Source organism: Nitrospirillum iridis (assembly GCF_014205765.1).
Taxonomy (GTDB): domain Bacteria; phylum Pseudomonadota; class Alphaproteobacteria; order Azospirillales; family Azospirillaceae; genus Nitrospirillum; species Nitrospirillum iridis.
Genome location: NZ_JACIIZ010000002.1, coordinates 447,078 through 472,195, shown reverse-complemented (window position 1 = coordinate 472,195; position 25,118 = coordinate 447,078). Strand labels below are relative to the sequence as shown.

Here is a 25,118-nt window from a genome sequence, read left to right as displayed (position 1 = left end):
CCTGGCGCGGAGTGCCGCCCCATCGCGCCCCCCCCATCAGGATAGATGACACGACTTTGTCACCTGGGCGGTTGCGCATCCCGCGAAAACTGGTCTAGGCTTCCCTTGTTGGCTCAACCGCCATCTCGATTGTGAAGGATGACACCCATGGTCACCATTGGCATCGCTGCTTTCCTCGGCCTCAGCCTGCTCGCCGCGCTGTCCATCGCCGCCGTGAAGCCGGCCGAGGCCAGCAGCCATCATGGCCATGGCGGCCATGATCATGGGCACGGCGGTCACGGCCACTGAGCCGTCATATCCCGCGTGCGGTAAGGTTAGACGGGTGAGGGCACTGGCTTGCCAGCGCCTTTGCCGCGTCCAGGTGAAAAGGTCGCAGAAATGCGACCTTTTTTATTGGGCGTATGTCTGGTCCCGTGGCGTCAAATCAGCGCCCGTCGATACGTGGCATGTCATTCGCCGGGATGGAATGGTGTCACGCATAATACTCGCAAAAATCATTTGCTGATATGCGTGCGACCCGCTTAGATGGCGCCGGCCATCAGGGTGTGTCGGAAAGCGCTAAGCCTTGTCGTTGCCGCCTGCTTGGCGGCGCCCCTACACCCGTAGGCTCGAGGGACGATGTTTCCGGCTGCACACGGATAGGCTGACGCCGCGTCGTGGAGCAGGAGCGTTTTCGTGTTGGCAGCCGGCACCGTCACCCTTCATTCGACCAGTGCCGAGGCCTTGCGCCAAGCCACGGCGCTGCACGACCAGGGCAAGTATGCCGAGGCGGAGGCGCTGCTCGCCGACGCTCTGGGCCGCGATCCTGGCCATGCCGACCTGCTGAACGCCCGCGGCGTCATGTTCGCCCAGATGGAGCGGCACCTGGACGCCCTGTGGTGCTATCGCGACGCGGTGGCGGCCAACCCGCGCGGGTCGGGCATCTGGACCAATCTGGGCAACGCCCTGACCAAGCTGAAATACCTGGAAAGTGCCGTGAACGCCCATCGCCGCGCCATCGAGTTGGCGCCGCGCGACGTGCTGCTGCACCACAACCTCGGCGCCTCGCTGGCCGAGGCCGGGAACCATGGCGAGGCGGCGCTGGCCTTCAGCCGGGCGCTGGAACTGGACCCCAACTTCCACAAGGCGCGCTGGGACCGGGGGCGCAGCTATCTCTACTTCGGCAACTATCGCCAGGCGTGGCCGGATTATGAGGTGCGGTTGATCAGCGGCCAGGTGCCCGCCCGCGATATCGCCGGCGTCAACGGGCCCAGCACCAAATGGGATGGCCGCCCCTATGGCGGGCAGCGCCTGCTGCTGTTGTGTGAGCAGGGCTTCGGCGACACCCTGTGGGCGGCGCGCTATCTCTCCCGGGTGAAGGCCCTGGGCGGCGAATTGGTCGTCGAGTGCCAGCGCGAGCTGATTCCCCTGCTGGCGGAACTGCGGGTGGCCGACCGTCTGATCCCCCGGGGCGAGCCCTTGCCCGAGACCGACTTCCACGCCCATCTGTGCAGCCTGCCCGGCCTGTTCACCCCGGACATGGCCAGCATCCCGGCGCAGCCCTATCTGCGGGTGCCGCCGGACCGGCGCGCCAAGGCCGCCCAGATCCTGGGGCCGCGCGACGGCCGCCTGAGGGTGGGCGTCGTCTGGTCGGGCAACACCGGCTTCAAGCGCAACCATGAACGGGCCCAGCCCCTGATGCGCTTCTTCCAGGCCTTCGCCCTGCCGGGCGTGCAGCTTTACAGCCTGCAGAAGGGGGCGCCGGAGAAGGCGCTGGGCGAACTGCCCCGGGGCGGTCCCATCATCGACCTGGCCCCGCACCTCGGCGACTTCGCCGACACCGCCGCGCTGGTGGAGCAAATGGACCTGGTCATCATGACCGACAGCGCCGTCGCCCACCTGACCGGCGCCCTGGGCAAGGATGTGTGGGTGCTGCTGGGCGACGTCGCCCACTGGCTGTGGCTGCTCGATCGCACCGACTGCCCCTGGTACCCGACCATGCGCCTGTTCCGCCCTCGCGCCGAAGGCGACTGGGACCACGTCTTCGACCGCGCCTCAAAGGAGCTGACGCTCAGGACGCGGATTTTGAGTTTGTAAGACCGAGCTTCTCGGAATTCAAATTAGTGACGGAGATCAGAATATGACAACGACCATATCCGCAAGCTCTTTGACGACAACGGTCAGTGGCGACACCAGCTTTGTTATAACTGGATCCTCTGACACAATCACTGGGGGCGTTGCCACTTATACGGTTAATGGCTCATCGAACACGGTAAATAGCAGTGGCAGCAATTTGACGATCAATGGAGCATATGGTGTTGTAAATGGTAATCACGACACTATATTTCAAAGGGCGACATCGTTGACGGTAAACGGCAGCGAGAATGTGATATCATTATCGTCTTCCGGACTAACGTTGAGAATTTCTGGAAGTAATACCGTAAATATTGATAAAGGATATTCTGATATCATAAACGTCGATGCGGGGTCGTCGGCAAGGGTTGTTAGCTCAGATGCGAGTAGAACAACAATCAATGCGAACACGACGGTGGCGGGCCTAAGGTCGACGCTGTATCTGAATAGCAAGGGTTTGGTTGTCAATGCGAACTCAAGCGATATATATGTTAATGATGTTAGCGAAACAATTTCCGGATCAAATAATAATATAGTTGTTGAGAATGGTGATGTGGCCACCTTAACCGGCGGCTCCAACAACGCGGTGACCGTTGCCAGCAACGCGGTGGTGACGGTTACAGCTACTGGCGGTTCTGGAAATACGCTGGCTGCTAGCGGTAGTGGTGCTACGCTTATATCCTCGGCCGGAACTTCTGTGCTTATCGGGAATGGTCAGGGCAACAAACTCCAGGATACTCTTAAGAACGGTACCGCGCGGTATGTCGCGGACGATGTTTCCATAACGTTGAACGCCAGCGCATCGTTGGGGCCTAACGGTTCAGCGGGTGTCGCCGGGACAACGATTGCGGACACACTGATCGGAATTGGGACACTGCAGGCGTTTGGCAATAGCGCGAATATAAAGAGCACGGTGGGTGGACTATATGTGTCGCTTGGTGGCGACGGGGATGTTGTTAGTCTGAGCGGTAGTGGCAACACAGTGTCGATGTCCGCTGGCGCGGAGAATGCCAACATTACGATAAACACCACCACCCTTACCACGGCGACCGAAACGTTAACGACCAACAACAGCAATATAACTTTCACTGGCGCCTCCCTTAGCCCGATGGGAGGCACCATCTTCCTCGCGGGAGCTGGGAACACATTGACCAGCACCAATGCTCTGACCGTTACAATCAACACTGCAGGGGCCAGTGAAACGCTGAACATAACCGGCAGCACCATCCGGGTGACGGGGGCTAGCGACGTCATCACCATCGGTGGCAACCAGAATAATGTTATCGCATCTGGGCTTAACGATACTCTGATCGCCACCAACGGCACGTCCACGCTCACAAGCGCGGGGGGGACCACCACCCTGGTGGGCACTGGCCAGGGCAGCAAACTACAATCGACCGGTGGAGATGCGACCGCCAGCTACTTCTCGGATAATATGACTATAGACTTGGTGGTCGGCACCTCGAAGTTGGCTGGGGCCAGTGTGTCGGACAAGCTGATTGGTATCAGCAAGCTGGTTACGACAGGTAATACCGAAGCCGTGACGGCAGGCGGCAGTGCGATATTGTCACTGAATGGCACCGGTAATCTCGTTACCTTAACTGGTTCCGGGAACGCGGTAAGTGGCACCGGGACGGCGGCGATATCGATCACCACAAGCGCCATCGCGACTGAAGCGATCAATATTAGTAGCAGTTCGGTGTCCGTGGCCGGTTATGGGCAGACAACGGTTTCAATTGCCGGATCGAATGACAGCATAACCCTGAATAGCGCCAACGATGTTGCCATCTCGACCGGTACCAACAATACCCTGATCGCGACCAATGGCACCGCCACCCTCAAGAGCACGGCGGGTAGCGCGACATTGGTGGGGACCGGTGCCGGCAGCTTGCTCTGGGCTGCGGGTGGGGTCGCCACGGCGAGCTACAGCGCCAACGGCATGAGCATCAATCTTGCCGCAGGCAGTGCGAAGGTAACGGGCAGCAGTATGTCTGATACGCTCACCGGTATCAGCACGTTGATTGCCGCTGGTAATTCCGATGTGGTGACGCTGGGGGCTAATCAAACGGCGACCCTAACGGGGAGCCAGGATACGGTGAGCCTGACGGGCAATAACGCCAATGTCACCGTCTCCAACGCGGCGGTTAGCGTGGCGGCCAGTGCCACCGTCTCCATCACCGGTGGCGGCGATGTTATTAGCGCGCTCGACCATGCCTCGGTGACGATCGGTGGGAATGGCGAGTTTGGAACCTCCGACACCCTCACCCTGTCCAACGGGACGGTGTCCCTGAAGGCCGATTCCCACCTGGATGTTCACGGTAGCGGAAATACAATTCAGGTTGCGGATCACGCGGTGATTGGTGCCAGCGGCGGGTCGAACAGTATCGCCGTGACGGGCAGCGGCGGTTACGTTTGGCTGGTGAACACCAACAACGTCGTCACCGCCAGCAGCAATACGATTGTTGTGGAAGACAACGCCCAGGTGTTCCTGAGTGGGTCCAACGACAGTGTGCAATTGTGGCAAAGCGCGACCGCGACCATCTCCGGTCTGCACAACACGGTGACCCTTACAGGGGGCAACGTCATCCATGCGGATAGTGGGGAAGACATCACTATCGGCGGCAATGGTCAGTACGGTACGGACAGCACGCTCTACATCTCCTCGGGTAACGTGTCGGTGACATCCGGGTCCCGCCTGGAAATTTCCGGCACCGGCAATACCGTGCAAGTGGGCGACAATGACACGGTGGGGATTCTCGGGAATTCCAATATTGTTTCGGTGACGGGTACGGGGGGGTCGGTTTGGTTGAACGGAACCGGCAACACGGTGACCGCCAGCAGCAATACGATAATTGTGGAGGACAATGCCCAGGTGTCCCTGAGTGGGGCGAGCGACACAGTTCAACTGTGGGCAAGCGCGACCGCGACCATCTCCGGTCTGCACAACACTTTGACCCTCACGGGTGGCAATATCGTCCATGCGGATAGTGGGGAGGACATCACCATCGGCGGCAATGGTCAGTACGGCACGGACAGTACGCTCTACATTTCCTCGGGTACGGTGTCGGTGACAACCGGGTCCCATCTGGAAATTTCCGGTACCGGTAATACGGTGCAGGTGGGCAGCAATGACACGGTGGGGATTCTCGGGAATTCCAATACGGTTTCGGTGACGGGTACGGGTGGGTCCGTTTGGTTGAACGGAACCGGCAACGCAGTGACCGCCAGCAGCAACACTATCATCGTCGAGAATAGCGCTCAGGCATCTATATTTGGATCGAACGATACCATTAGTCTTTGGGCAGGGGCTTCGGCTTCCGTGACTGGCGCAGGCAATGCGATCACGGCTGCGAGCGGTGACAGCGTCACCGTTGGCGGGAACGGCGAATATGGTGTCAGCAATACTCTCAATATATCGAATGGCACCGTTGTGCTGACAGCTGATTCCCATAACAACATTTATGGCACGGGCAATTACATAACTGCCGGCGCGAATGTGGTTGTTGGCGCCAACGGTGGTAACAATACGGTGGTCGTCACAGGTTCAGGCGGCTCGGTCTGGTTGGTCGGGACGAACAACGCCGTTACCGCCAGCAGTGAAGTGATCATCGTGGAGGACAATGCCCAGGTGTCCCTGAGTGGGGCGAGCGACACAGTTCAACTGTGGGCAAACGCGACCGCGACCATCTCCGGTCTGCACAACACTTTGACCCTCACGGGTGGCAATGTCATCCATGCGGATAGTGGGGAAGACATCACTATCGGCGGCAATGGTCAGTACGGTACGGACAGCACGCTCTACATCTCCTCGGGTAACGTGTCGGTGACATCCGGTTCCCGCCTGGAAATTTCCGGCACCGGCAATACCGTGCAAGTGGGTGACAATGACACGGTGGGGATTCTCGGGAATTCCAATATTGTTTCGGTGACGGGCAGCGGTGGGGCGGTTTGGTTAAACGGGACCGGCAATACGGTGACCGCCAGCAGCAACGCTCTCGTCGTGGAGGACAACGGACAGGTCTCCCTCACCGGCGCGAACGATAGCGTCCAGCTATGGGCCGGGGCGGCCGCGAAGGTTACAGGAACTGGTAATACCGTGACGGTCACCGGCGCCAATACCACGCTGAGCCTTTCCACCAACGGCGTCGGCCCCAGCGGGGAACTGGATTTGTTCGTCGCGCACGATCAAATTTGGCTACAGCAGTCGGGCAATGACCTGATCATTGACCAACTGGGTGTTGCCCAGGATGTGAAGCTGACGGGCTGGTTCGCCAGTTCCAGCAACGATGTCGCCACCATCAAGGCCAGCGACGGCTACGTCCTGTCGCAGGCCGACGTCACCAATCTGCTGGGGACGATGAACACGTTCACCTCATCGCATTCCGGCTTCAATCCGCTGACGACGACGGCGACCAGCACCAGCAACAGCTTTTACAATGGGGCCGTGAGCGGCTCCTGGCACACCTGAACCCAGCGGCGGCTTTCGGGAGGATGCGTCCCGGAAGCCGCCTTTCCCTTCATGCCCAAAAGCGAAACGCCTGGACGGGTCTCCCTGTCCAGGCGTTTTCGGCTTCCGGCGCGGTGCTGGAACGGCTCAGACGTCCAGGTCCTGCGCGAACTTGGCGTTTTCCTGGATGAATTTGAAGCGCAGCTCCGGCTTGCGGCCCATCAGGCTTTCCACCAGGCTGGCCGTGTTCTCCGCGTCGTCCTTCTGTTCCGGGTCGCGCAGGTCCGGCACGGTCACGCGCAGCAGGGTGCGGCGCGTGGGGTCCATGGTGGTCTCCTTCAGCTGGCTGGGCTGCATTTCGCCCAGGCCCTTGAAGCGGCTGATCTCCACCTTCTGGTTGGCCTTGAACACGCTGGCCAGCAGCTCATCCTTGTGGGCGTCATCGCGGGCGTAGCGCACGGTGGAGCCTTGCGACAGGCGATAGAGCGGGGGCAGGGCCAAATACAGGTGGCCCTGTTCGATCAGCGCCGGCATCTCGCGATAGAAGAAGGTCATCAGCAGCGAGGCGATGTGGGCGCCGTCGACGTCGGCGTCCGTCATGATGACGATGCGCTCGTACCGCAGGCGGTCGACGGCGAAATCCTTGCCGGCGCCGCAGCCCATGGCCTGCACCAGGTCGCTCAGTTCCTGGTTGCCGCGCAGCTTGTCGATGCTGGCCGAGGCCACGTTCAGGATCTTGCCGCGCAGGGGCAGGATGGCCTGGGTCTCACGGTTGCGCGCCTGTTTGGCGGAGCCGCCGGCGCTGTCGCCCTCGACGATGAAAATCTCGGTGCCTTCGGAACTTTGGCGCGAGCAGTCGGCCAGCTTGCCGGGCAGGCGCAAGCGCCGGGTGGGCGTCTTGCGCGCCATGTCCTTGGCGGCCCGGCGGCGGGCCCGCTCCTCCGCCTTGTCCACCAGGCGGTCCAGCAGCACCTTGGCGGCGTCGGGGGATGCCGAGAGCCAGTGGTCGAAATGGTCCTTGATGGCCACTTCGGTGAGGCGCACGGCCTCGGCACTCACCAGCTTTTCCTTGGTCTGGCCCTGGAACTGCGGGTCGCGGATGAAGACGGACAGCAGGATGGTGGCGCCGTCCACCACGTCCTCGGCGGTCAGCGACGGGCCCTTGCGGTTGCCCACCAGTTCCCCATAGGCCTTCATGCCCCGGGTCAGCGCCTGGCGCAGGCCCTGGTCGTGGGTGCCGCCTTGGGGCGTGGGGATGGTGTTGCAGTAGGTGTGGCTGAAACCCTCGTCATCCTCGGGCCAGGCGACGGCCCATTCCACCCGGCCGGCCTGGTTGGGGAAGTCGGCCTGGCCGGCGAAGGCGGTGGGGGTGACGGTGCGCCGGTCCTTCAGCGCCGAGACCAGATAGTCCAGCAGGCCGTTGGGGAAGTGCAGCGTCTCCGCCGCCGGGATCGCGCTGTCGTCGGCCAGCAGCGTGGGGTCGCAGCTCCAACGGATTTCCACACCCCGGAACAGATAGGCCTTGGACCGCGCCATGCGGTACAGCCGCTCCGCCTTGAAGTGGGCGCCCTCGCCGAAGATCTGGGCGTCGGGGTGGAAGCGCACCAGGGTGCCGCGGCGGTTGTTCACCGGGCCGGCGTTCACCAGTGGGGAAAGGGGCACGCCCCGGCTGTAGCTTTGCGTGTAGAGGGTCCGGTCGCGCGCCACCTCCACCGTCAGCTGGTCGGTCAGGGCGGTGACGACGGACAGGCCGACGCCGTGCAGGCCGCCGGAGGTCGCATAGACCTTGCCGCTGAACTTGCCGCCGGAATGCAGGGTGGTCAGGATGACCTCCAGCGCCGACTTGCCGGGGTATTTGGGGTGGTCGTCCACCGGGATGCCGCGGCCGTTGTCGCGCACGGTCACGGTGCCGTCGGCCGCCAGTTCCAGGTCGATGCGGGTGGCGTGGCCGGCCACCGCCTCATCCATGGCGTTGTCCAGCACCTCGGCCACCAGATGGTGCAGGGCGCGTTCGTCCGTGCCACCGATGTACATGCCAGGACGGCGGCGGACAGGCTCCAGCCCCTCCAGGACCTCGATGTCCTGGGCGGAATAGCTGTCTTGCTTGCGGGCGGTATTCTGAAACAGGTCGCTCATACCCCATTATAGGAGTGGGCGTCGCTGCAGTTCAAGGACTAGGGGCGGCGGATCAGACCCGACAACCACCACATTTTGTAAGGATGGACGCGGCCCCCTCCCACATCGGGGGTGGCCGGCCAGGAGCGCTGACGATGAACGACCAACCGCCCACCCCCGATTTTTCCGCAGCCCCGGCGCTGCGCACCTTCGCCATGCCGGCCGACACCAACGCCAACGGCGACATCTTCGGCGGCTGGGTGCTGTCGCAGATGGATCTGGCCGGGGCGGCCAAGGCCGTGCGCCGCGCCCGGGGCAAGGTGGCGACCGTGGGAATCGAGGCCATGAAGTTCTATCGCCCGGTGGCGGTGGGCGATGAACTGAACTGCTACACCGAGATTATCGCCGTCGGGCGCACCTCCATCCGCGTGCGCATCGACACCTGGGTGCGGCGTGGCGCCACCGGCGAGGCGGTCTATGTGACCGAGGGCGTCTTCACCTACGTCGCCATCGGCGAAGATGGCCGCCCCCGCCCCATCGGGCCGGAATGATTTCTCCTTGCGTCCGGCCGTGCCCATAGGGCCGTGCACCGCAAGGCGGGCAGTGCGGATGAGCCAAGGGCGGATGCCCCGCCGGCGTCTGGGGCCTACGAACAACGAAAACGGGCCCGTTCCGGTGAGGAACGGGCCCGCAGACGTTAGTTAGGCCAAAGCCCCGACGAAGCGCTTAGTTGCCCTTCGGGGGTTCGGTGGTCGAGGGCTCCGGCGTGGCCGGGGCCGGGGTGGTGCTGTCAGACGGAGCCGGCGCCGGGGTGGCGGTGCTGTCAGACGGGGCCGGGGTGGCGGGCGCTTCGGCGGCGGGTGCCGCAGGGGCGGCCGCCGGGGCTTCGGTCTTCGGCGCAGGCGTGTCGTGCTTGTCGCAAGCGGCCAAGCCGAGCAGCAGAACCGGGGCGAGCATCAGGGCTTTAAAGCGCATATTCCTCTCCTTCTATGCGTCTTTACGCACGGATTGGGTTCCGCACGTCTTTGACGTCGTGACCCAAGGCTGGCTGGATCACAACAATGATTTTGCAGCATCTTCCGGCGGAATTAAGGCAAAGCGACCGGCGGATGCGTCAAATTTCCCAGCGCGTTAACCAAGGTGGAAGCGCTATCCCCCTGATAACACGCCAGACCGGACATCATTCCAACAAACAATTCGTCCTAGGCCTTTTTGGGCCCGCCGCGCCCGGCGCTCAACGGGGATTTCGCCTTAGTCCTTGGGTGCGGCAAGCCGCCGCAACGCCAGGTCCAGGGCCGATTTCAGCTGTCCGGCGGAATAGGGCTTTTGCACGAAGCCTAAAGGATAGGTCAGGCTGGCCCGCGCCATGGTCTGCTCGTCCGTGTAGGCGGAGAGGAAGACCGATCGCAGGCTGAACTCGTTCCGGAGTCGGCGGGCGGTGTCGATGCCGTCGACCGCGCCCTTCAGCCGGATGTCCATGAGGGCCAGGTGGGGATGGCTGCTGGCGGCCAGCGCGATGGCCTCGGGCTCGGACGCCGCGATGCCGCAGACGTAATAGCCCAGATCCTCCACCGTCAGACGGATTCCCAAGGCCACCAAGGCGTCGTCCTCGACAATCATGAGCCGGATCGCGGCGTCCACCCCGCCGTCGATTTCCCGGTTGATCTCAATCTGGCTCATGGCTCTCCTGACTTTTGGCGACATCCCCAGCGCGATGTCTCGCAGGAAGCCGGTCCCGGCCACCGCCCCAAGCATACAGTGTCCCTTCAGTAGGTACAGCAAGCCGTGGCTCTTAACAATTCGGCCAGTTGACCGAAACTTTCGGGGGTAAACTTTTGGGATTATTGCCTTAGCGCCGATGAGGGCTTTTGCGAGGGGGGTGTTTGGGCCAGGGGCCCCCCATGCTGGGCCGCGCACAGCCGGATGCGTTCCACCGCCTGGTCCACCGTCCGCCCGCCGCCCTCCAGATCCCCCGCCATGGGCCGGAAGAAGGCTTCGACCTGGGCGGCCGCCTGGTTGCTGCACAAGCCCTCCAGGGGCAGGGGCAGGGCGCCCAGCGTGGTGGTCGATCCCCGGGCGCGCAGATGCGCGATGTTGTCCTGGACCCAGGCCCAATAGGCCGGCAGGTGGCTGGCTTCGCGTCCCTGGCCGCGAATCAGCATGTTGACTTCGTTCAGTTTCAGATAGGGCGCGAAGCTGAGATCGCGTATCTCCGCCGCCAGGACGGGATCGGTCACCCGGTTCAGGGTGTCCACCACCATTTCCCGTTCCTGGGCGTCGGTGGAGGTCTTGAGCCGATCGATCAGGCCGCTGACGTAGGGGCGGCCCAGTTCCTGGGCCATGACCGCCATGCCCGTCGCCTCCACCTCCGCCGGGGGGCGTTTGTCGGCGTGGCGCATCAAGTCCATCAGGGCGGCGCGCAGGCCGGGCTCGCGCAGGTCCAGCGCCAGGAACGCCACCAGCCGTTCGCGCAGCAAGGCGGTGTTTTCCGGCGCCACCCGGTCCAGCCGACCCGGCGACAGCCCCACCCGCGTCAGCACGGGCTTCCACGCCTGCAGCAGGAACAGGCGCAGGGCCGCCCGCTCCTCCTCCGTTTCCGCCTGCTCCAGCAGCTGCTTCAGGCGGGGGAAGGGGGCTGCGGCGACGTCCCAGGCGGGCACGTTGGCCACGCCGACGGCGGCGGTCAGATACAGCGATTGCGGCTGATGACCGGCCCTGACCTCGCCCCACAGGCTTTCCAGCAGGGACAGCTGTTCCGCCGCCGGCAGGCGCGGCAGCACGCCCAGCAACCGGTGCCAATGTTCCGTCGTCAGCGACAGGTGGAAATAGCCGCTGCCGGCGGCGTTGGGAATCAACACCGAGGGGCATGAGGACTGGTGCAGGGCGAAGGTTTGGCGCGGCGCCGTCACCATCATGCAGGACGGCGCGCTGGAGGCATGGGGGCGCACGCACAGGGGAATGGTCCAGCGCTGCGCGGTATCCGCCACCGACCCCAGCGGACGGTATCGGCGCTGCGCGGTCTGCACCTGCAGCCCGTCGCGCGGGCAGGTCCAGCCCATGGACAGGCGCGGCAGTCCGGGCAGATTGATGTAGGAACGCAGGGCGTCCACCAGCACCGGGTCATGCACCGTGTCGGCCAGCGCGCCGAAGAAGTCATGGGCCGTGGCGATACCGTCGATGTGGCGGCGCAGGTGGGTGGTCACCGCCTTGCGGAAGGCGGCGGTGCCGATATACCCCTCCACCATCGCCAGGACCCCGGCACCCTTGCGGTAGGTGATGTTGTCGAAGGCGTTTTCGATGTCGCTGATGGTGGCGATAGGCTGGTGGATGGCGCGGGTGGAGGCCAGCGCGTCCAGGTCCATGGCCTCCAGCGCCTCCTGCTCCACCACCCGGGCGGTCAGCATGCGGGGTTGCCAGGCATCCACCGCCTTGGGCGCCAGCCAACTGGCGAAGGCCTCGTTCAGCCAGATGTCGTCCCAGCCGGCCGGGGTCACCAGGTTGCCGAACCACTGGTGCGCCAGTTCATGGGCGTGCAGCACCAGGAAGCGTCGTCGGGCGTCGACCGCGTCGTCGGGCGCCACCAGCAAGCGCTGCTCGCTGTACAGGATGGTGCCGGCGTTCTCCATGCCCACGGCATCGAAGTCGGGGGCGGCGATCAGGTCCAGCTTGCCGTAGGCGTAGGGGATGTCGAAATAGCGTTCCAGCGTCAGGAACAGCCCGGGGGTGACGGACAGGGCGTAGGCTAGGCGCGGCCCCTTGCCGTGCAGGGCGACGCCGCGCAGCGGGATGGGTTTGCGCCGGGCGCCCTGGGGCGGGATGGTCGGGCCCCGCACGATGTCCAAGGGGCCCACGGCGAAGGCCAGCAGATATGTCGGCAATGGCCGGGTGGCGCCGAAGGTCAGGCGGCGGTGGCCATTGGGCAGGGTCTCCTCGCGGACGGGCAGGGTGTTGGTCACCGCCACGTCCCCGGCCTTGACCGTCAGGGTGATGTCATAGGGGGTCTTGAAGCGCGGCTCGTCGAAGCAGGGCCAGGCCTGGCGGGCGCTGATGGCCTCGAACTGGCTGAAGGCGTAGTTGCGACCGCTTTCGCTGATGCGGTAGAGGCCGTCCAGCGACCCATCGAACGGGGCGGTGTAGCTGATCCGCAGGGTCAGGGTCTGCGGGGCCAGCGGCCGGGGGAAGTCCACGCGGGCGGCGCCGTCGGACGTCACCTGGTCCCAGGTGGCCGGCACATGCTCGCCCTTCGCCGTCACCACCTCCGCCGTGGACACGTCCAGGCCGCGGCCGTTCAGCCAGATGTGGTCGGCCGTCTTCAGCAGGGCGATCTTGATTTCCACCTGGCCGGAGAACTCGTTCTCATCCGGGTCGATGGCCAGGTTCAGGCGGTAGCGCAGCGGCCTCGCCGTGTCGGGCAGGCGCACCGTGGGGGGGGCTTCCGGTCCCGCTGCTGTCTCCGGAGCCCTGTCCCTGTCCATTGCCGCCGCCGGGCCGCTGGCCAGGGCGGCCACGGTCACCGCCAGCAACAGGGCCAGGATGAGGGACGTGAGACGGGACATGAAGGGCAAAGCGGCAGGCGTCCCTGGCAGCGGCAAACAATGATGCGGGCGCACTATGGCCGCGAGATTCCGTCTCGCGCAATGGCCTGATGCGTCTTCGGCGCCGGTGTCCTGGGACACGTCTTCGGCGCCATGGCCCCCAGACGCGCCTTCGGCGCTGTGGATGCGTGCTGCCGTCATGCAAGCTACGCCTTTCCCATATATGGTGTCGTCGCTTTAACGAAGGAAAGGCGTGGAAATATGCGGCGGCGGATGGCGTGGGCAACCGTGGGGGCGGTTCTGGTGGCCGTAGGGGGAATGGTCCCCGGTATGGCGGGGGCGGCGGAGCCCAAGCCCCTGGTCTACACGCAGCCGCTGCAGGACAAGCTGTTCTATGGCCTGACGCTGCTGTCGCGGGATGGGGAGGCCGCCGCTGCTGCGGCCTCCACGCCTGAACTGCACCGCCTGGCGGTGGCGCGCCGCGCCCGCGCCCGCGCCGCCGTGCAGGACTGCGGCACCGACACCGGGTGTTACGTCCGCGCTTTCGACTGGTCGGCGGCGGAGATCGCCGAGGCGGGCCAGGCCCTGGCCGACGCGCTGAGGAGCCATCCCGCCGCCGCCCGGCGACTGGCGGCGGCGTTGGACGCCAGCGGCCTCTATCCCGCCGGGCCGGGGCCGGAGACAGGGCCGGAGACGGGGAGGGAAGCGGATGGGATGGCGCGCGCCTGGGCGCAGGCAGCCGCTACCGCGCGTCATATCCTGGCGGTCTACGCCAGCGGGGAAACGCCGCGCGGTCCCGCCATCGACGGCCCGGCCTATGACGTGGCGGGAACGGCCTACGGCACGCTGGTGAAGCATGCCGCCTCCGTCCTGGTGGACGGCCTGGGTGACGATGGCCTGTTCTTCGAACCGACCGAGGCCTTCGCCCTGCTGCTGCTGGAGATCAACCGGCGGGACGAGGCCGGCCGGCTGGAACCGCTGGAGGCGGGGGAGAACAAGGCGGCCATGGCCCGCCTGAAGACCATCCCCTGGACCAAGTATCCCTACACCGCGCTGGTGGTGCCGGGGGCGGGGCCGGAGACCCCGGGCGTCGCCCTGTCGGCCTATGGTCTGCTGCGGGTCAAGCTGGCGGCCAAGCGCTTCCACGAGGGCAAGGCGCCGGTGATCATCGTCAGCGGCGGCTATGTCCACCCGAACCAGACGCCCTATAATGAGGCGGTGGAGATGAAGAAGGTCCTGGTGCGTGACTACGGCGTGCCGGCCGATGCCATCCTGATCGAGCCGCACGCCCGGCACACCACCACCAACCTGCGCAACGCCGACCGCCTGATCTATCGCTACGGCATGCCCATGGACCGCAAGGCCTTGGTGGTCACCGACATGGGCCAGAGCGGCTATGTCACCGAGGACCGCTTCGCCACCCGCAACCGGGAGGATTTGGGCTATGTGCCCTTCACCGCCCTGGAACGGGTGTCGCCCTTCGACGTGGCCTATCTGCCCACCCTGTCGGCGTTGAAGCTGGACGCCGGCGACCCGCTGGATCCCTGAGCGCGAGCGTAATGAGGGGGCCGCCCTGGCGCCTCGGGGCGGTCCGGCGATGGTAAAGTCCGGTCCTGCGGCTGTGCCGACCCTGGACAGCCGGGGCATCCTCCACCGATAGTTGGGGATAACAAATCCCCAGGGAGGACAATACGTGACCGGCACCGAAACCATCGCCCATCGCATCTGCCCGTTGTGCGAGGCCTGCTGCGGGCTGGAGATCACGCTGGCTGATGGGGCGGTGACCCGCATCCGGGGACATGATTCGGATGTTTTCAGCCACGGCTACATCTGCCCCAAGGGCGTCGCGCTGAAGGATTTGCACGAGGACCCGGATCGGCTGCGCACGCCGCTGATCAAGCGCGACGGCCGTTTCGTCGAGACGACCTACGAGGAGGCGTTCGCGGAGATCGAGCGGCGGCTGGTCCCCCTGCTGGAAACCCACGGCCGCGACGCGGCGGCGACCTATATCGGCAACCCAGCCGCCCATAAGATGGGCCTGCTGCTCTACACGCCGGTGCTGGCGCGCGCGCTGGGCACGCGCAACATCTATTCCGCCTCCACCCTGGACCAGATGCCCAAGCAGCTTTCGTCCGGCCTGATGTTCGGCCATTGGCTCAGCATCCCGGTGCCGGACATCGAGCGCACGCGGCTGATGGTCATCCTGGGCGGCAACCCCATGGCGTCCAACGGCAGCCTGTGGACGGTGCCGGATTTCCGGGGCAAGGCCCAGGATCTGAAGGCGCGCGGCGGCCGGCTGGTGGTGATCGATCCGAGGCGGACGGAGACGGCGGCCTTGGCCGATGAGCACCATTTCATCCGTCCGGGCAGCGACATCTTCCTGCTGGCGGCGCTGGTCCATACCCTGTTCGCCGAGGGCCTGGCGCGGCTGGGCCGGCTGGCCGAGCATGTGGCGGGGGTGGAGGAACTGCGCGCCGCCGTGGCGCCGTTCACGCCGGAGCGCGCCGCCGCCCACACCGCCATCCCGGCCGATGTCATCCGGGGCTTGGCGCGGGCGCTGGCGACAGAGGGGCCGGCGGTGCTGTATGGCCGTATCGGCACCTGCACCCAGACCTTCGGCACGCTCGCCAGTTGGCTGGTCGATGTCGTCAACGTCCTGACCGGCAATCTGGACGCGCCCGGCGGCGCCATGTTCCCCAAAGCCGCCGCCTTCGCCGCCAACACGGTGGGTGCCGGCGGCAAGGGGAGGGGCGTGCCGCTGGGCCGCCGCCGGTCCCGCGTTTCCAACGCGCCCGAGGTCTACGGCGAACTGCCCATCGGCTGCCTGGCGGAGGAGATCGAGACCCCGGGCGAGGGCCAGGTGCGGGCGCTGTTCACCGTGGCCGGCAACCCCATCCTGTCATCGCCCAACGGCGACCGCCTGGCCCGGGCGCTGGACAGCCTGGACCTGATGGTCAGCGTCGACATCTATCTGAACGAGACGACGCGCCATGCCGATGTCATCCTGCCCGGTGTCTCCCCCTTCCAGGACAGCCACTACGACGTGGCCTTCCCCCAGCTGTCCTATCGCAACCACGCCCGCTACAGCCCGGCGTTGCTGCCCCGGCCAGACGGAGTCATGGCGGAATGGCAGGTGCTGCTGAAGCTGGCCGCCATCGCCCAGGGCAAGGGCGCGGGCGCCGAGGTGGATGCCCTGGACGACGCCATGGTGGCGGACGAGGTGGGGCGCTGGGCGGGCGAGCACACCGGTGCCGTCCTGGCCGCCGTGTCGCGTTGGACGGGGCCGGAGCGCCTGCTGGACCTGGCGCTGCGCGCCGGACCCTATGGCGACGGCTTCGGCCGCAAGCCGGGCGGCCTGACCCTGGCCGCCGTCAAGGATAGCGCGGGGGGCATCGACCTGGGCGCCCTGCAACCCCGCGTTCCGGAGGTGCTGCGCACGCCGTCAGGCCGGATCGAGCTGGCGCCCGGCATCCTAGTGGCCGACCTGGCCCGGGCGCAGGCACAGCTGGACGCGGCGGCCCCGGACCTGGTCATCATCGGCCGGCGCGACGTGCGCTCCAACAACAGCTGGATGCATAACCTGCCGGTTCTGGCCAAGGGGCCGTTCCGCTGCACCGCCCTGGTGCATCCCGACGACGCCCGCCGCCACGGCGTCGTCCATGGCGGCCGCGCCCGCCTGTCCCGCGCCGACAAGGCCATCGAGGTGCAGGTGGCGGTCAGCGCCGAGATGATGCCGGGCGTCGTCAGTCTGCCGCACGGCTGGGGCCACGACGCCGAGGGCGTCCGCCTGGGGCTGGCCAGCCAGCGCCCCGGCGCCAACCTGAACACCCTGCTGGACGAGAACCTGCGCGACCCCCTGTCTGGGAATGCAGTGCTGAGCGGTGTGGCGGTGACGCTGGCGCCGGTGCCGCTGCCGGCGATCCAAGCGGCGGAGTAGGGGCAACGGTTTTGGGAACCGTGGGCCCCTACCAATGCCCCTTCCGCCGGTTCCAAGCATACAGCACGTCGGCGAAGCGGTTGTAGGCGATGCGGGTGAGGGGGCGCGTCAGGCGGTTGCCCAGCAGGGCGGCCAGCCAGGAATCGCCCGGGGTATGGCGCCAGAGGGCTATGGCGCAGTCCGCCCCCACCACCAGGTTTCCATCGGCGTCGAGGCCGTGCAGGCGGCGGCGCACAGCTTCCACGTCCGCGCCGAAACGGGCCAGGGCGTCCGGTTCCAGGTTGATGTCGCGGAAGGCGATGGTGCCGGCGCGGGCGGCCCGCACCAGGCGATTGGTCTGCCAGTCGATGCCGGCGTCACAGACCGGGCACTTGGTATTGTACCAGACCGTGAGGCGGGGGGCGTCGGCCAAGGTCATCCTCGAAGACGGTCGCGGGTTGCGGGCAGTATAGCGGCCGGGAGCGATATGGACAGTGGCTGGCGGCGCCAAAGTCTGGAAGGATCAGTGGTTGAACAGTGCCCCTGGAACCGTTGAGACCGCCCGATGCTACCCGTGGAAACCCTGCTGACCTTCATCACCGCCGCCGTCGTCCTGGCTTTCGCGCCGGGGCCAGACAATCTGTTCGTCCTGACCCTGTCGGCGGCGCGGGGCTGGCGCGCCGGTGTGGCGGTGACCCTGGGCCTGTGCAGCGGCTTGGTGGTGCACACCACCGCCGTGGCCCTGGGCGTGGCCGTCATCTTCCAGCGGTCGGACCTGGCCTTCACCCTGCTGAAGGCCGCCGGTGCCGCCTATCTGGTGTACCTGGCGTACAAGGCCTTCCGCGCGCCGCCGGAGGCGCTGGGCGGGGCCAAGGCGGGGGCGGACCGACCCATGGCCCTCTATGGCCGCGGCATCGTCATGAATGTCACCAACCCCAAGGTGGCCATCTTCTTCCTGGCCTTCCTGCCGCAGTTCGCGTCACCGGAGCGTGGGAGCGTCACCGTTCAGATCTTTCTGCTGGGGGCGGTGTTCGCCGCCGTGGCCCTGGTCTGTTTCTCCCTTGTGGCCATCCTGGCGGGCGGGCTGAACCGCTGGCTGGCCCGGTCCGGCAAGGCGCAAATCATCCTGAACCGCATCGCCGGAATCGTTTTCGTCGGCCTGGCGATCAAACTGGCGACGGCGCAGCGGTAAAGGGTCATCGCTGGCAAACGGGGGTATCCATGGGGCTGGAGGCTGTCTGTCATTGCGCCTGGGACGGCGGGGCCGGTGAGGTCAAGGCCCTGCTGGAAAGCCGGGAATTGATCCTGCGCGGGGAGGCGCGGCGGACCATCCCGCTGGCTGCCGTGACGTCCGTGACCGTCGACGGCGACGATCTGGTGGTGGCCACGCCCGAGGGGCGGTGGAGCCTGACCCTGGGTGCCGAACCCGCCGCCCGCTGGGCCAGGAAGATGACCACGCCGCCGCCCACCCTGGCGCACAAGCTGGGCGTGGGGCCGGCCACCCCGGCCCTGGTCATCGGCCCGGTGGATGATCCCGCCCTGATGGAGGCCCTGGCCGGCGCCGTGGCCGCCACGCCGGCCGACGCCCGCATCGCCCTGGCGGTGGTGGCGGACCAGGCGGCGCTGGAGCGGGCGGTGGCGGCCCTGGGCGGCCTGCCACCCGGTGCGGCCCTATGGGTTGTCCATGGCAAGGGCCCCAAGGCCGCCTTCGGGGAGGCGCCAGTGCGCGCCTGGATGCGGACGGCGGGCTTCAAGGACACCAAGATCAGCGCCGTGTCCGCCACCCTATCGGCCACGCGCTATAACCGGGCGCCCAGCCCCACGCCATAGCCCGCGCAGGGGCTGGCGATCAGCGTGGAACCATCATCGGCACTTCGGGCCCCACGGAAAGCCGCTGCACCGAACCGACCAGCACCACATGCGGCAGGGCGAAGCTGACCCAGGCGCCGTCGATGTTCTTCAGGTCCGGCAAGGGGCTTTTCCTGGCCTTGCCGTCCGCCGTGATGCGGTACATCCCGTCGATGCCGGCGGCGACCAAGGTGTCGCCCTCGGCCATGAGGCCGTAGAAGGGGACGGCGTGGCGATTATCGCCCGGCAGCCCGTCGGCGTAGGTGAAGGAGGACTCATAGAGCGGGTGGGCGGTGTTGCCGCACACCGCCATGACGCGGCCGGATGGCACGAAATGAATCAGGCCCACGGCCACGGCCAGGCATCCCTTGCGGCCCTTCCAGTCCCAAGGCAGGGGAAGCAAGGCGGTGACGGTATCCATGAAAGTGCCGAAGTGGGTGCCTTCCTCCTGGATGGTGACCACGGTACCGGTGGCCATGTCGACGCGCTGCAGGGCGCCACCCCATTCCCCCGCGTCGAATGCCACCCATAGTTGGCCGGGGCTGTCGAAGGTGGCGCTGACGTGGCCCGGGCTGTCCTTGTTCCACAGCGGGCCGGCCAGCGCCGTCACCGTTTGCGGCCGGGCGCCAACGTCGATCAACCTGAGGGTCGTGAGCAGCAGCACGCGATCCGCCCGGCAATCCAGGGCGGCCACCCGATCCCCGTCGGAATTGACCGTGGCCTCCACCTGCCAGCGGTCACCGACGCGGCGGTGGATGGTCCACAGGCCGGCGTTCCGCGCTGGTCCTGTGACCACGACCGCCTGGTTGCCTTGGGCGCAGAGATCCAGGACCCGGTCCGGCAGCTTTTCCTCCAGTCGCACCGTTCCGTTCTCCGCGATGCGCGAGAGATCCCAGCCTGCGAGGAGCCATAGCTGGCCATTGGCGAAGACGGCCTTGTCGACATACAGATCCTGGCGCTCGGCCGCATGCGCGAGCGTCGCGCCCATCACCGCCAGCAGCAGTCCCAGCGTTCGAGAGAGGCGTAACCAGGAGAGGGGCACGGGGGATCCTCCATGACGGGGAACGGACATGACGGGAAACGGAGTTGTTCCCAGAACGTTCCATAAACATATCGGGGCGCCGGGTGCCTGTCACCCGTATTATTGCCATTTAAGCAACTTAACACTAAACCACTTGCTTTAGTATTGGCATCGGAATACTAAAGCACATGCTTAACCAACCGTCCCCCCTCGACCTCACCTTCCAGGCGCTTGCCGATCCCACCCGCCGTGCCCTGGTGGAACGGCTGGTGCGCGGCCCGGCGTCGGTCAGCGAATTGGCGCAGCCGCTGGACATGTCCCTGCCGGCGGTGATGCAGCACCTGGCGGTGCTGGAAAGCTCCGGCCTGGTGCGGTCGGAGAAGGTGGGACGGGTGCGGACCTGCCGGATCGACGGCGGCACGCTCAGCCTGGCGGAGCAATGGATCAACCAGCGGCGGATGGAATGGGCAAGCCGCCTGGACCGGCTGGGCCAGTATCTCGAAACCCTGAAAAATCAAGGAGAGGAACCATGACTCAAGCGACGCCCCCCGCGGCGGACCTACCCTTGCGCCCCGATCCCGTCCGCATCTCCCGCACCATCCCGGCGCTGCGCGAGACGGTGTTCAAGGCGTGGAGCACGGCGGAGCATGTGAAGCACTGGTTCGCGCCGGAGCATTTCACCGTGCCGGCGGCCACCGTCGACATGCGGGTCGGCGGCGCGTTCGAGGTGTGCATGCGGGCCCCGGACGGGACGGATCACTGGACACGCGGCAGCTTCGCCGAAGTGAGCCCCGTTGACCGCTTGGTGCTGGACCTGCGCGTGGATGGCGATGACGGCCGGGTGCTGTTCACCGCCTGGACCGAGGTCACCTTCGCCGACGCCGTGGGCGGCACGCGGCTGGACGTCGTGCAGACGTACACCCTCTATGACCCCGCCATGGTGGCGGCCATCGGCGGCGCGCCGCTGGGGTGGTCCCAGACCCTGGACAAGTTGGCGGCCGAGGTGGCGCGCATGGACGGCCGGGGGGAGGATGGCAAGGCGCCCGGGGCGCCGGGGACGCGGTCGGTCGTCCATGCCATTTTCACGCTGGAGCGCACGTACGACGCGCCGGCGGCCCGGGTCTTCCGCGCCCTGTCTGACCTGGAGGCGAAGTCCAAATGGTTCGGCGGCGGCGATGATTGGGTGCCCCTGGAGCGGTCCATGGACTTCCGCGTGGGCGGCAAGGAGCGGGCGCGGGGGCGATGGACGGGCGGCTCGCACGGCAACACCACCACGACCTTCGACGCCCTTTACCTGGACATCGTGCCTGATGAACGCATCGTCTACAGCTATGAGATGCACATCGACGCGCGCAAGATCTCCATCTCGCTGGCGACGATGGAGCTGACGCCGGCGGGCGTCGGGCGCACCAGGCTGAAGGTGACGGAACAGGGCGCCTTCCTGGATGGCTACGACGACGCCGGTTCCCGCGAGCACGGCACCGGCTTCCTGCTGGACCAGTTGGGCAAGTCGCTGGCGGACTGATGCCGTCAGGCCGGTCGCGTATGGTCGGACCGCAGCAGGCGGGCGACGGTGACGCCCACGCTGGTGGTCAGGGCCAGGCCGCCGAAGACCAGGATGCCCTGCATCTCCGTCATTCCGGCGACCCAGGGGCTGGAGCCTTGGAGGACGGCGCCGAAGGCGTACAGCACGTAATAGCGATACTTCACCAACCGTCCGGGCAGTAGCAGCGAGGGGATGCGGTCCAGCGACTGGACGCAGGCCACCGCCGTGATGGCCCAGGGCACCAGGGCCAGGTGGCTCAGCGACAGCCACAGCGCGGCGGAGGCGCCGAGCGCCCCCAGGGCCAGCAGCCACAGGCTGGCCCGGCGCCATGCCGGCGTCAGGCGTTCCATCCACCCCCGGGCGGCCTGGGTGCCGCCCAGGACGACGGCGCCCAGGGTGGCGGCCAGCGCCATCTGCTGCGGCGCCTCCGTCGGCAGGTTGGGGGCGGTCCACACCAGCCAGGCGGCGAGCGGGATGGCGTTGATCAGCAGCGACAGGCCGGCGGTGGGAAGGCGGTCGCCGCTGCCGGCCAGTTGGCTCACCGCTGCCCACCATAGCAGTCCCAGGCTCAGCGCCAGGGCGCCCACCAGACTGACACCGTTCACGGGCAGGGCGGTGGCGGCGACGGTCAGAGCCAAGCCCGCCGGCAGCCAACCCAGGGAGAACCAGCCCACCCGGGACGGCGTCTGCCGCGCCAGCCATTGGGCCAGCCATCGGGCGGGCAGGCGGATGCCCAACTGATAGACCGCGCCGGCGGCGGCCAGCGCCGGCGGCAGCAGCAACAGATGCATCGGCTCTACGGACGGATCATCCGGCGGCAGGGTGGCCCGGATGTGGAGGTACAGGGCCAGGAACAGGGGGGCGGTCAGCAGCGTCCACAACAGCCCCGCATTGAAGTGGGGAGCGGTCAGGAAATCGTCCCACGCCGCCAGCGTCTGGGCGTCGAAATTGAGGCGCAGCGTGGCGTAGTCGGTGCGTATCAGCGTCAGCAGGGCGCGCACATCCTTGATCCGGTCGGGCAGGGCCAGGCGCAGGCCGGGGCTGCGCCGTCGCGGTGGTGCCCGCAACAGCCGGTAGGCGGTGGCGTAGGTATGATCACGGCCCTGGAGCTTGGTCAGGAAGGCCAGGTCGCGGCCCCGCTTCTGCACAGCGGCCAGCAGTTGGGTCTGTTCGCCGGCCTTCACCCGGTCCCAGTGGAAGTGGGCGATGGCGATGGGAACCAGCTCGTCCGACCGTGGGGCGGTGGAGAGCAGCAGCCGGGCCAGCCAGTCCTCCGTGCGGTTCTGGATGTCGATATGGCCCAGGGCGGGGGAGGCCAGCACCGCGCGCAAGGCCTCCATCAGGTTGGCGGGTTCCGTGCCCCGTGGCGTCGAGAGCAGGTCGCCCAGATGGTTGCACAGGGCGATATGGCGGACGACGGCCTCATCGACCGCCGGCGCTTCCTCGGGCGGGCCCTCCGCTGCCGGCGTTTCGGCAGGGGGCGAGGGTTCTTCGGCTGCGGCGACACTCTCATCCGGCGCTTGCCGCCGGGCCTGCAGCAGCGCGTCCTCATAGGCCTGGCGCAGGGCCTGGAAGCCGTCCGGATCGTCCTCCGGATTGGTGACCTTCAGCCGCCGGGCATAGGCGCGGCGGATGGCGACCTGGTCGGCGGTGGGGGCCAGCGCCAGGATGTCCCAGGGCGTTTGGCTCACAGGAAGGTCTCGCCGTCCAGCTGGTCCAGCGCGTCTGACAGGGACTGGCGGGCGGTGTCGATGGCCCGTGGCTCCTGCCGGTCCAGCACGCTCTCAAACTCCGCCATCAGGTGGGCGACATAGGCGCGCTTGTCGCCCAGGAAATCCTCATAGCAGCGGGCGGCCCGGGCCATCACGGCGCGGTTGGACTCGGTGTCGCGGGGGTGGACCTTCAGGGCGGCCAGCGCCTGGCGCCGGGCGTCCAGGTCGTCGGGTCTGGCCGTCTCCTCATCGGTGATGACCAGGTTGCGCTGCTCCCCCGTTTCCGGCACATGGACGTCCACCTCCAGCAGCCCATTGATGTCGTAGGTGAAGCGGCAATCCACCTTGACGGTTCCGGCCGGCCGGGGCGGCACCGGGATGCTGACCTGGCCCAGGGCGATGTTGTCCTGAACGTCGCGCGATTCACCCTGGTAGATGGTGAAGGTCACCGCCTTCTGGTTGGCCTGCAGGGTGTGGAAGCTGCTGACCCGGCTGGCGGGGATGACGGTGTTGCGCTCCAGGATGGGGGAGAAGATGCCGGTGCGCAGGCTGCCGTCGGCCGTGCGCTCGGCCACGTCCACGCCCAGGGAATAGGGGCAGACATCGGTGATGACCACCTCGTTCAGGGCGGCGTCGCGGCCCTTCAGCCCGGCCTGGACGGCCGCCCCCAGGGCCACCGCCTCGTCCGGATGGACGGAATGGGCGGGGAAGCGGCCGAACATGCGGGTGACGGCGCGGCGCACCGCCGGCATGCGCGTGGCCCCGCCCACCAGCACGACTTCACGCAGCGACCGCGCCTCCAACTGGCCGTCGCGCAGGGCGCGCAACACCGGCTCGCGCAGGCGGTTCAGCAGGCCTTCCGCCTTGGCCTCGAAGGCCTCGGCCGTCAGCTCGTATTCGAAGGTCCTGTCTTTCCAGACCAGGCGCACCGGTGTCGCGGCCTGGTCGGTCAGGGCGCGGCGCGCCCGCTCGGCGGCGGCGCGCAGGCGCTGGTACAGGGCGTCGCTCTCCCGCGCGTCGCGGCCCCAGTCGGCGGCGAAGCGCTGGCGCAGATCGTCCACGATCAGCTCGTTGAAATCCTCGCCGCCCAGGCGGTTGTCGCCGCTGGTGGCGCGCACCTCGATCACGCCCTCGAAGATCTCCAGGATGGAAACGTCGAAGGTGCCGCCGCCCAGGTCGAACACCAGGAACTGGGTCTCGTTCTCCAGCTGGTGGATGCCGTAGGCCAGCGCCGCCGCCGTCGGCTCGTTCAGCAGCCGCTCCACCTTCAGGCCCGCCAGCTCACCGGCGCGGCGGGTGGCCTTGCGTTGCTTGTCGTTGAAATAGGCGGGCACGGTGATGACGGCCTCGGTCACCGCCTCGCCCAGATAGGCCTCCGCGTCCGCCTTCAGGGTCTTCAGCACCAGGGCCGACAGCTCCTCCGGCTGGAAATCGCGTTTTCCCAGACGGGTGACGCGGGCCGACCCCATCAGGCGCTTGAAGGCGGTGGCCGTCAGCGTGGGATGGGTGGCCTGGCGTTCGCGTGCCGGCAGGCCCACCAGCACGTGGCCATCCTCGTCCAGGCTGACAGCCGAGGGCGTCAGGCGGTGGCCCAAGCTGTTGGGGATCAGTTCCGCCTTGCCGTCCCGCCAAACACCCACCGCGGAATTGGTGGTGCCCAAATCGATGCCGACGATCACCCTGAACTCCCCTGCCAACCCAGCCTTGCCAACCAACCGGTGGAGCGCGAAGCCGCGCCTCCGTTCTAGCCGCCGGTGGCGCCGGGGGGAAGGGGCCGATGGCCGTTGGGCCCAAGTTAAGGCTTCTAGCCGCCGGGCCGGGCCCGGTACAGTGACGCCAAACACCGGCCGTGCCGGCCGGAGGCGA

The 25,118-nt window shown here is 66.7% G+C and carries 18 protein-coding genes; 10 read left to right on the top strand and 8 right to left on the bottom strand.

The genetic code is table 11. The features are described from left to right. Nucleotides 1–147: 147 nt before the first annotated feature. The 3 genes from FHS74_RS05075 (at nucleotide 148) to FHS74_RS05065 (ending at nucleotide 6,580) form a co-directional block, all read left to right on the top strand. On the top strand, nucleotides 148–288 hold the full coding sequence (locus FHS74_RS05075; RefSeq protein ID WP_184798066.1) for a hypothetical protein: 141 nt from the start codon (nucleotides 148–150) through the stop codon (nucleotides 286–288). Between the two features lie 387 nt (nucleotides 289–675). Next, nucleotides 676–2,076, top strand: a complete 1,401-nt coding sequence (locus tag FHS74_RS05070; RefSeq protein ID WP_343066856.1) for a tetratricopeptide repeat protein — start codon at nucleotides 676–678, stop codon at nucleotides 2,074–2,076. A gap of 43 nt (nucleotides 2,077–2,119) precedes the next feature. Continuing rightward, nucleotides 2,120–6,580 (top strand): beta strand repeat-containing protein, encoded by a 4,461-nt coding sequence (locus tag FHS74_RS05065; RefSeq protein ID WP_184798064.1) that lies wholly within the window; start codon nucleotides 2,120–2,122, stop codon nucleotides 6,578–6,580. A gap of 126 nt (nucleotides 6,581–6,706) precedes the next feature. Here the strand turns inward: FHS74_RS05065 and parE are convergent, their stop codons facing one another. Continuing rightward, entirely contained in the window at nucleotides 6,707–8,695 is a 1,989-nt protein-coding gene (gene parE / locus FHS74_RS05060; RefSeq protein ID WP_184798062.1) for a DNA topoisomerase IV subunit B, read from the bottom strand. A 134-nt stretch (nucleotides 8,696–8,829) separates the two neighbouring features. On the opposite strand from parE, the gene FHS74_RS05055 reads away from it, so the two are divergent. Then, a complete protein-coding gene (locus tag FHS74_RS05055; protein WP_184798060.1) occupies nucleotides 8,830–9,225 on the top strand; it encodes an acyl-CoA thioesterase in 396 nt (131 codons plus the stop codon). Between the two features lie 175 nt (nucleotides 9,226–9,400). Here FHS74_RS05055 and FHS74_RS05050 read toward each other — a convergent pair whose 3' ends face one another. From FHS74_RS05050 to FHS74_RS05040, 3 genes are all read right to left on the bottom strand, one after another. Continuing rightward, nucleotides 9,401–9,649 carry a hypothetical protein gene (locus FHS74_RS05050; RefSeq protein ID WP_184798058.1) on the bottom strand — a complete coding sequence of 83 codons (249 nt, stop codon included), beginning with the start codon at nucleotides 9,647–9,649 and terminating at the stop codon, nucleotides 9,401–9,403. A gap of 276 nt (nucleotides 9,650–9,925) precedes the next feature. Then, a complete protein-coding gene (locus FHS74_RS05045; protein WP_184798055.1) occupies nucleotides 9,926–10,354 on the bottom strand; it encodes a response regulator in 429 nt (142 codons plus the stop codon). Between the two features lie 161 nt (nucleotides 10,355–10,515). Continuing rightward, nucleotides 10,516–13,230 (bottom strand): M1 family metallopeptidase, encoded by a 2,715-nt coding sequence (locus FHS74_RS05040; protein ID WP_184798054.1) that lies wholly within the window; start codon nucleotides 13,228–13,230, stop codon nucleotides 10,516–10,518. Between the two features lie 252 nt (nucleotides 13,231–13,482). Between FHS74_RS05040 and FHS74_RS05035 the strand changes: the two genes are divergently transcribed. Together FHS74_RS05035 and FHS74_RS05030 are read left to right on the top strand one after the other, a co-directional pair. Beyond that, nucleotides 13,483–14,757 carry a YdcF family protein gene (locus FHS74_RS05035; protein WP_184798052.1) on the top strand — a complete coding sequence of 425 codons (1,275 nt, stop codon included), beginning with the start codon at nucleotides 13,483–13,485 and terminating at the stop codon, nucleotides 14,755–14,757. Between the two features lie 145 nt (nucleotides 14,758–14,902). Then, a complete protein-coding gene (locus FHS74_RS05030; RefSeq protein ID WP_184798050.1) occupies nucleotides 14,903–17,146 on the top strand; it encodes a molybdopterin-dependent oxidoreductase in 2,244 nt (747 codons plus the stop codon). A 28-nt stretch (nucleotides 17,147–17,174) separates the two neighbouring features. Here FHS74_RS05030 and FHS74_RS05025 read toward each other — a convergent pair whose 3' ends face one another. Continuing rightward, the gene (locus FHS74_RS05025; RefSeq protein WP_211106113.1) at nucleotides 17,175–17,558 is read right to left on the bottom strand and encodes a thiol-disulfide oxidoreductase DCC family protein; all 384 of its coding nucleotides are present in this window, start codon (nucleotides 17,556–17,558) and stop codon (nucleotides 17,175–17,177) included. A 132-nt stretch (nucleotides 17,559–17,690) separates the two neighbouring features. Between FHS74_RS05025 and FHS74_RS05020 the strand changes: the two genes are divergently transcribed. Next, on the top strand, nucleotides 17,691–18,317 hold the full coding sequence (locus FHS74_RS05020) for a LysE family translocator (protein WP_184798047.1): 627 nt from the start codon (nucleotides 17,691–17,693) through the stop codon (nucleotides 18,315–18,317). A gap of 29 nt (nucleotides 18,318–18,346) precedes the next feature. Then, nucleotides 18,347–18,955, top strand: a complete 609-nt coding sequence (locus tag FHS74_RS05015) for a hypothetical protein (protein ID WP_184798044.1) — start codon at nucleotides 18,347–18,349, stop codon at nucleotides 18,953–18,955. Between the two features lie 19 nt (nucleotides 18,956–18,974). Here FHS74_RS05015 and FHS74_RS05010 read toward each other — a convergent pair whose 3' ends face one another. Continuing rightward, nucleotides 18,975–20,015, bottom strand: a complete 1,041-nt coding sequence (locus FHS74_RS05010) for a hypothetical protein (protein ID WP_184798042.1) — start codon at nucleotides 20,013–20,015, stop codon at nucleotides 18,975–18,977. A 167-nt stretch (nucleotides 20,016–20,182) separates the two neighbouring features. Here FHS74_RS05010 and FHS74_RS05005 point away from each other — a divergent pair, with 167 nt between their 5' ends. After that, nucleotides 20,183–20,527: an ArsR/SmtB family transcription factor gene (locus FHS74_RS05005; protein WP_184798040.1), complete on the top strand. Its 345-nt coding sequence runs from the start codon at nucleotides 20,183–20,185 to the stop codon at nucleotides 20,525–20,527. Then, nucleotides 20,524–21,519 carry an SRPBCC family protein gene (locus tag FHS74_RS05000; RefSeq protein ID WP_184798038.1) on the top strand — a complete coding sequence of 332 codons (996 nt, stop codon included), beginning with the start codon at nucleotides 20,524–20,526 and terminating at the stop codon, nucleotides 21,517–21,519. Before FHS74_RS05005 ends, FHS74_RS05000 begins: the two co-directional genes overlap by 4 nt. 5 nt (nucleotides 21,520–21,524) lie before the next feature. Here the strand turns inward: FHS74_RS05000 and FHS74_RS04995 are convergent, their stop codons facing one another. Together FHS74_RS04995 and FHS74_RS04990 are read right to left on the bottom strand one after the other, a co-directional pair. Next, on the bottom strand, nucleotides 21,525–23,231 hold the full coding sequence (locus FHS74_RS04995; RefSeq protein WP_184798036.1) for a J domain-containing protein: 1,707 nt from the start codon (nucleotides 23,229–23,231) through the stop codon (nucleotides 21,525–21,527). Further along, nucleotides 23,228–24,931 carry an Hsp70 family protein gene (locus tag FHS74_RS04990; protein WP_184798035.1) on the bottom strand — a complete coding sequence of 568 codons (1,704 nt, stop codon included), beginning with the start codon at nucleotides 24,929–24,931 and terminating at the stop codon, nucleotides 23,228–23,230. The genes FHS74_RS04995 and FHS74_RS04990 overlap by 4 nt, the downstream gene beginning before the upstream one ends. Nucleotides 24,932–25,118: the final 187 nt, after the last annotated feature.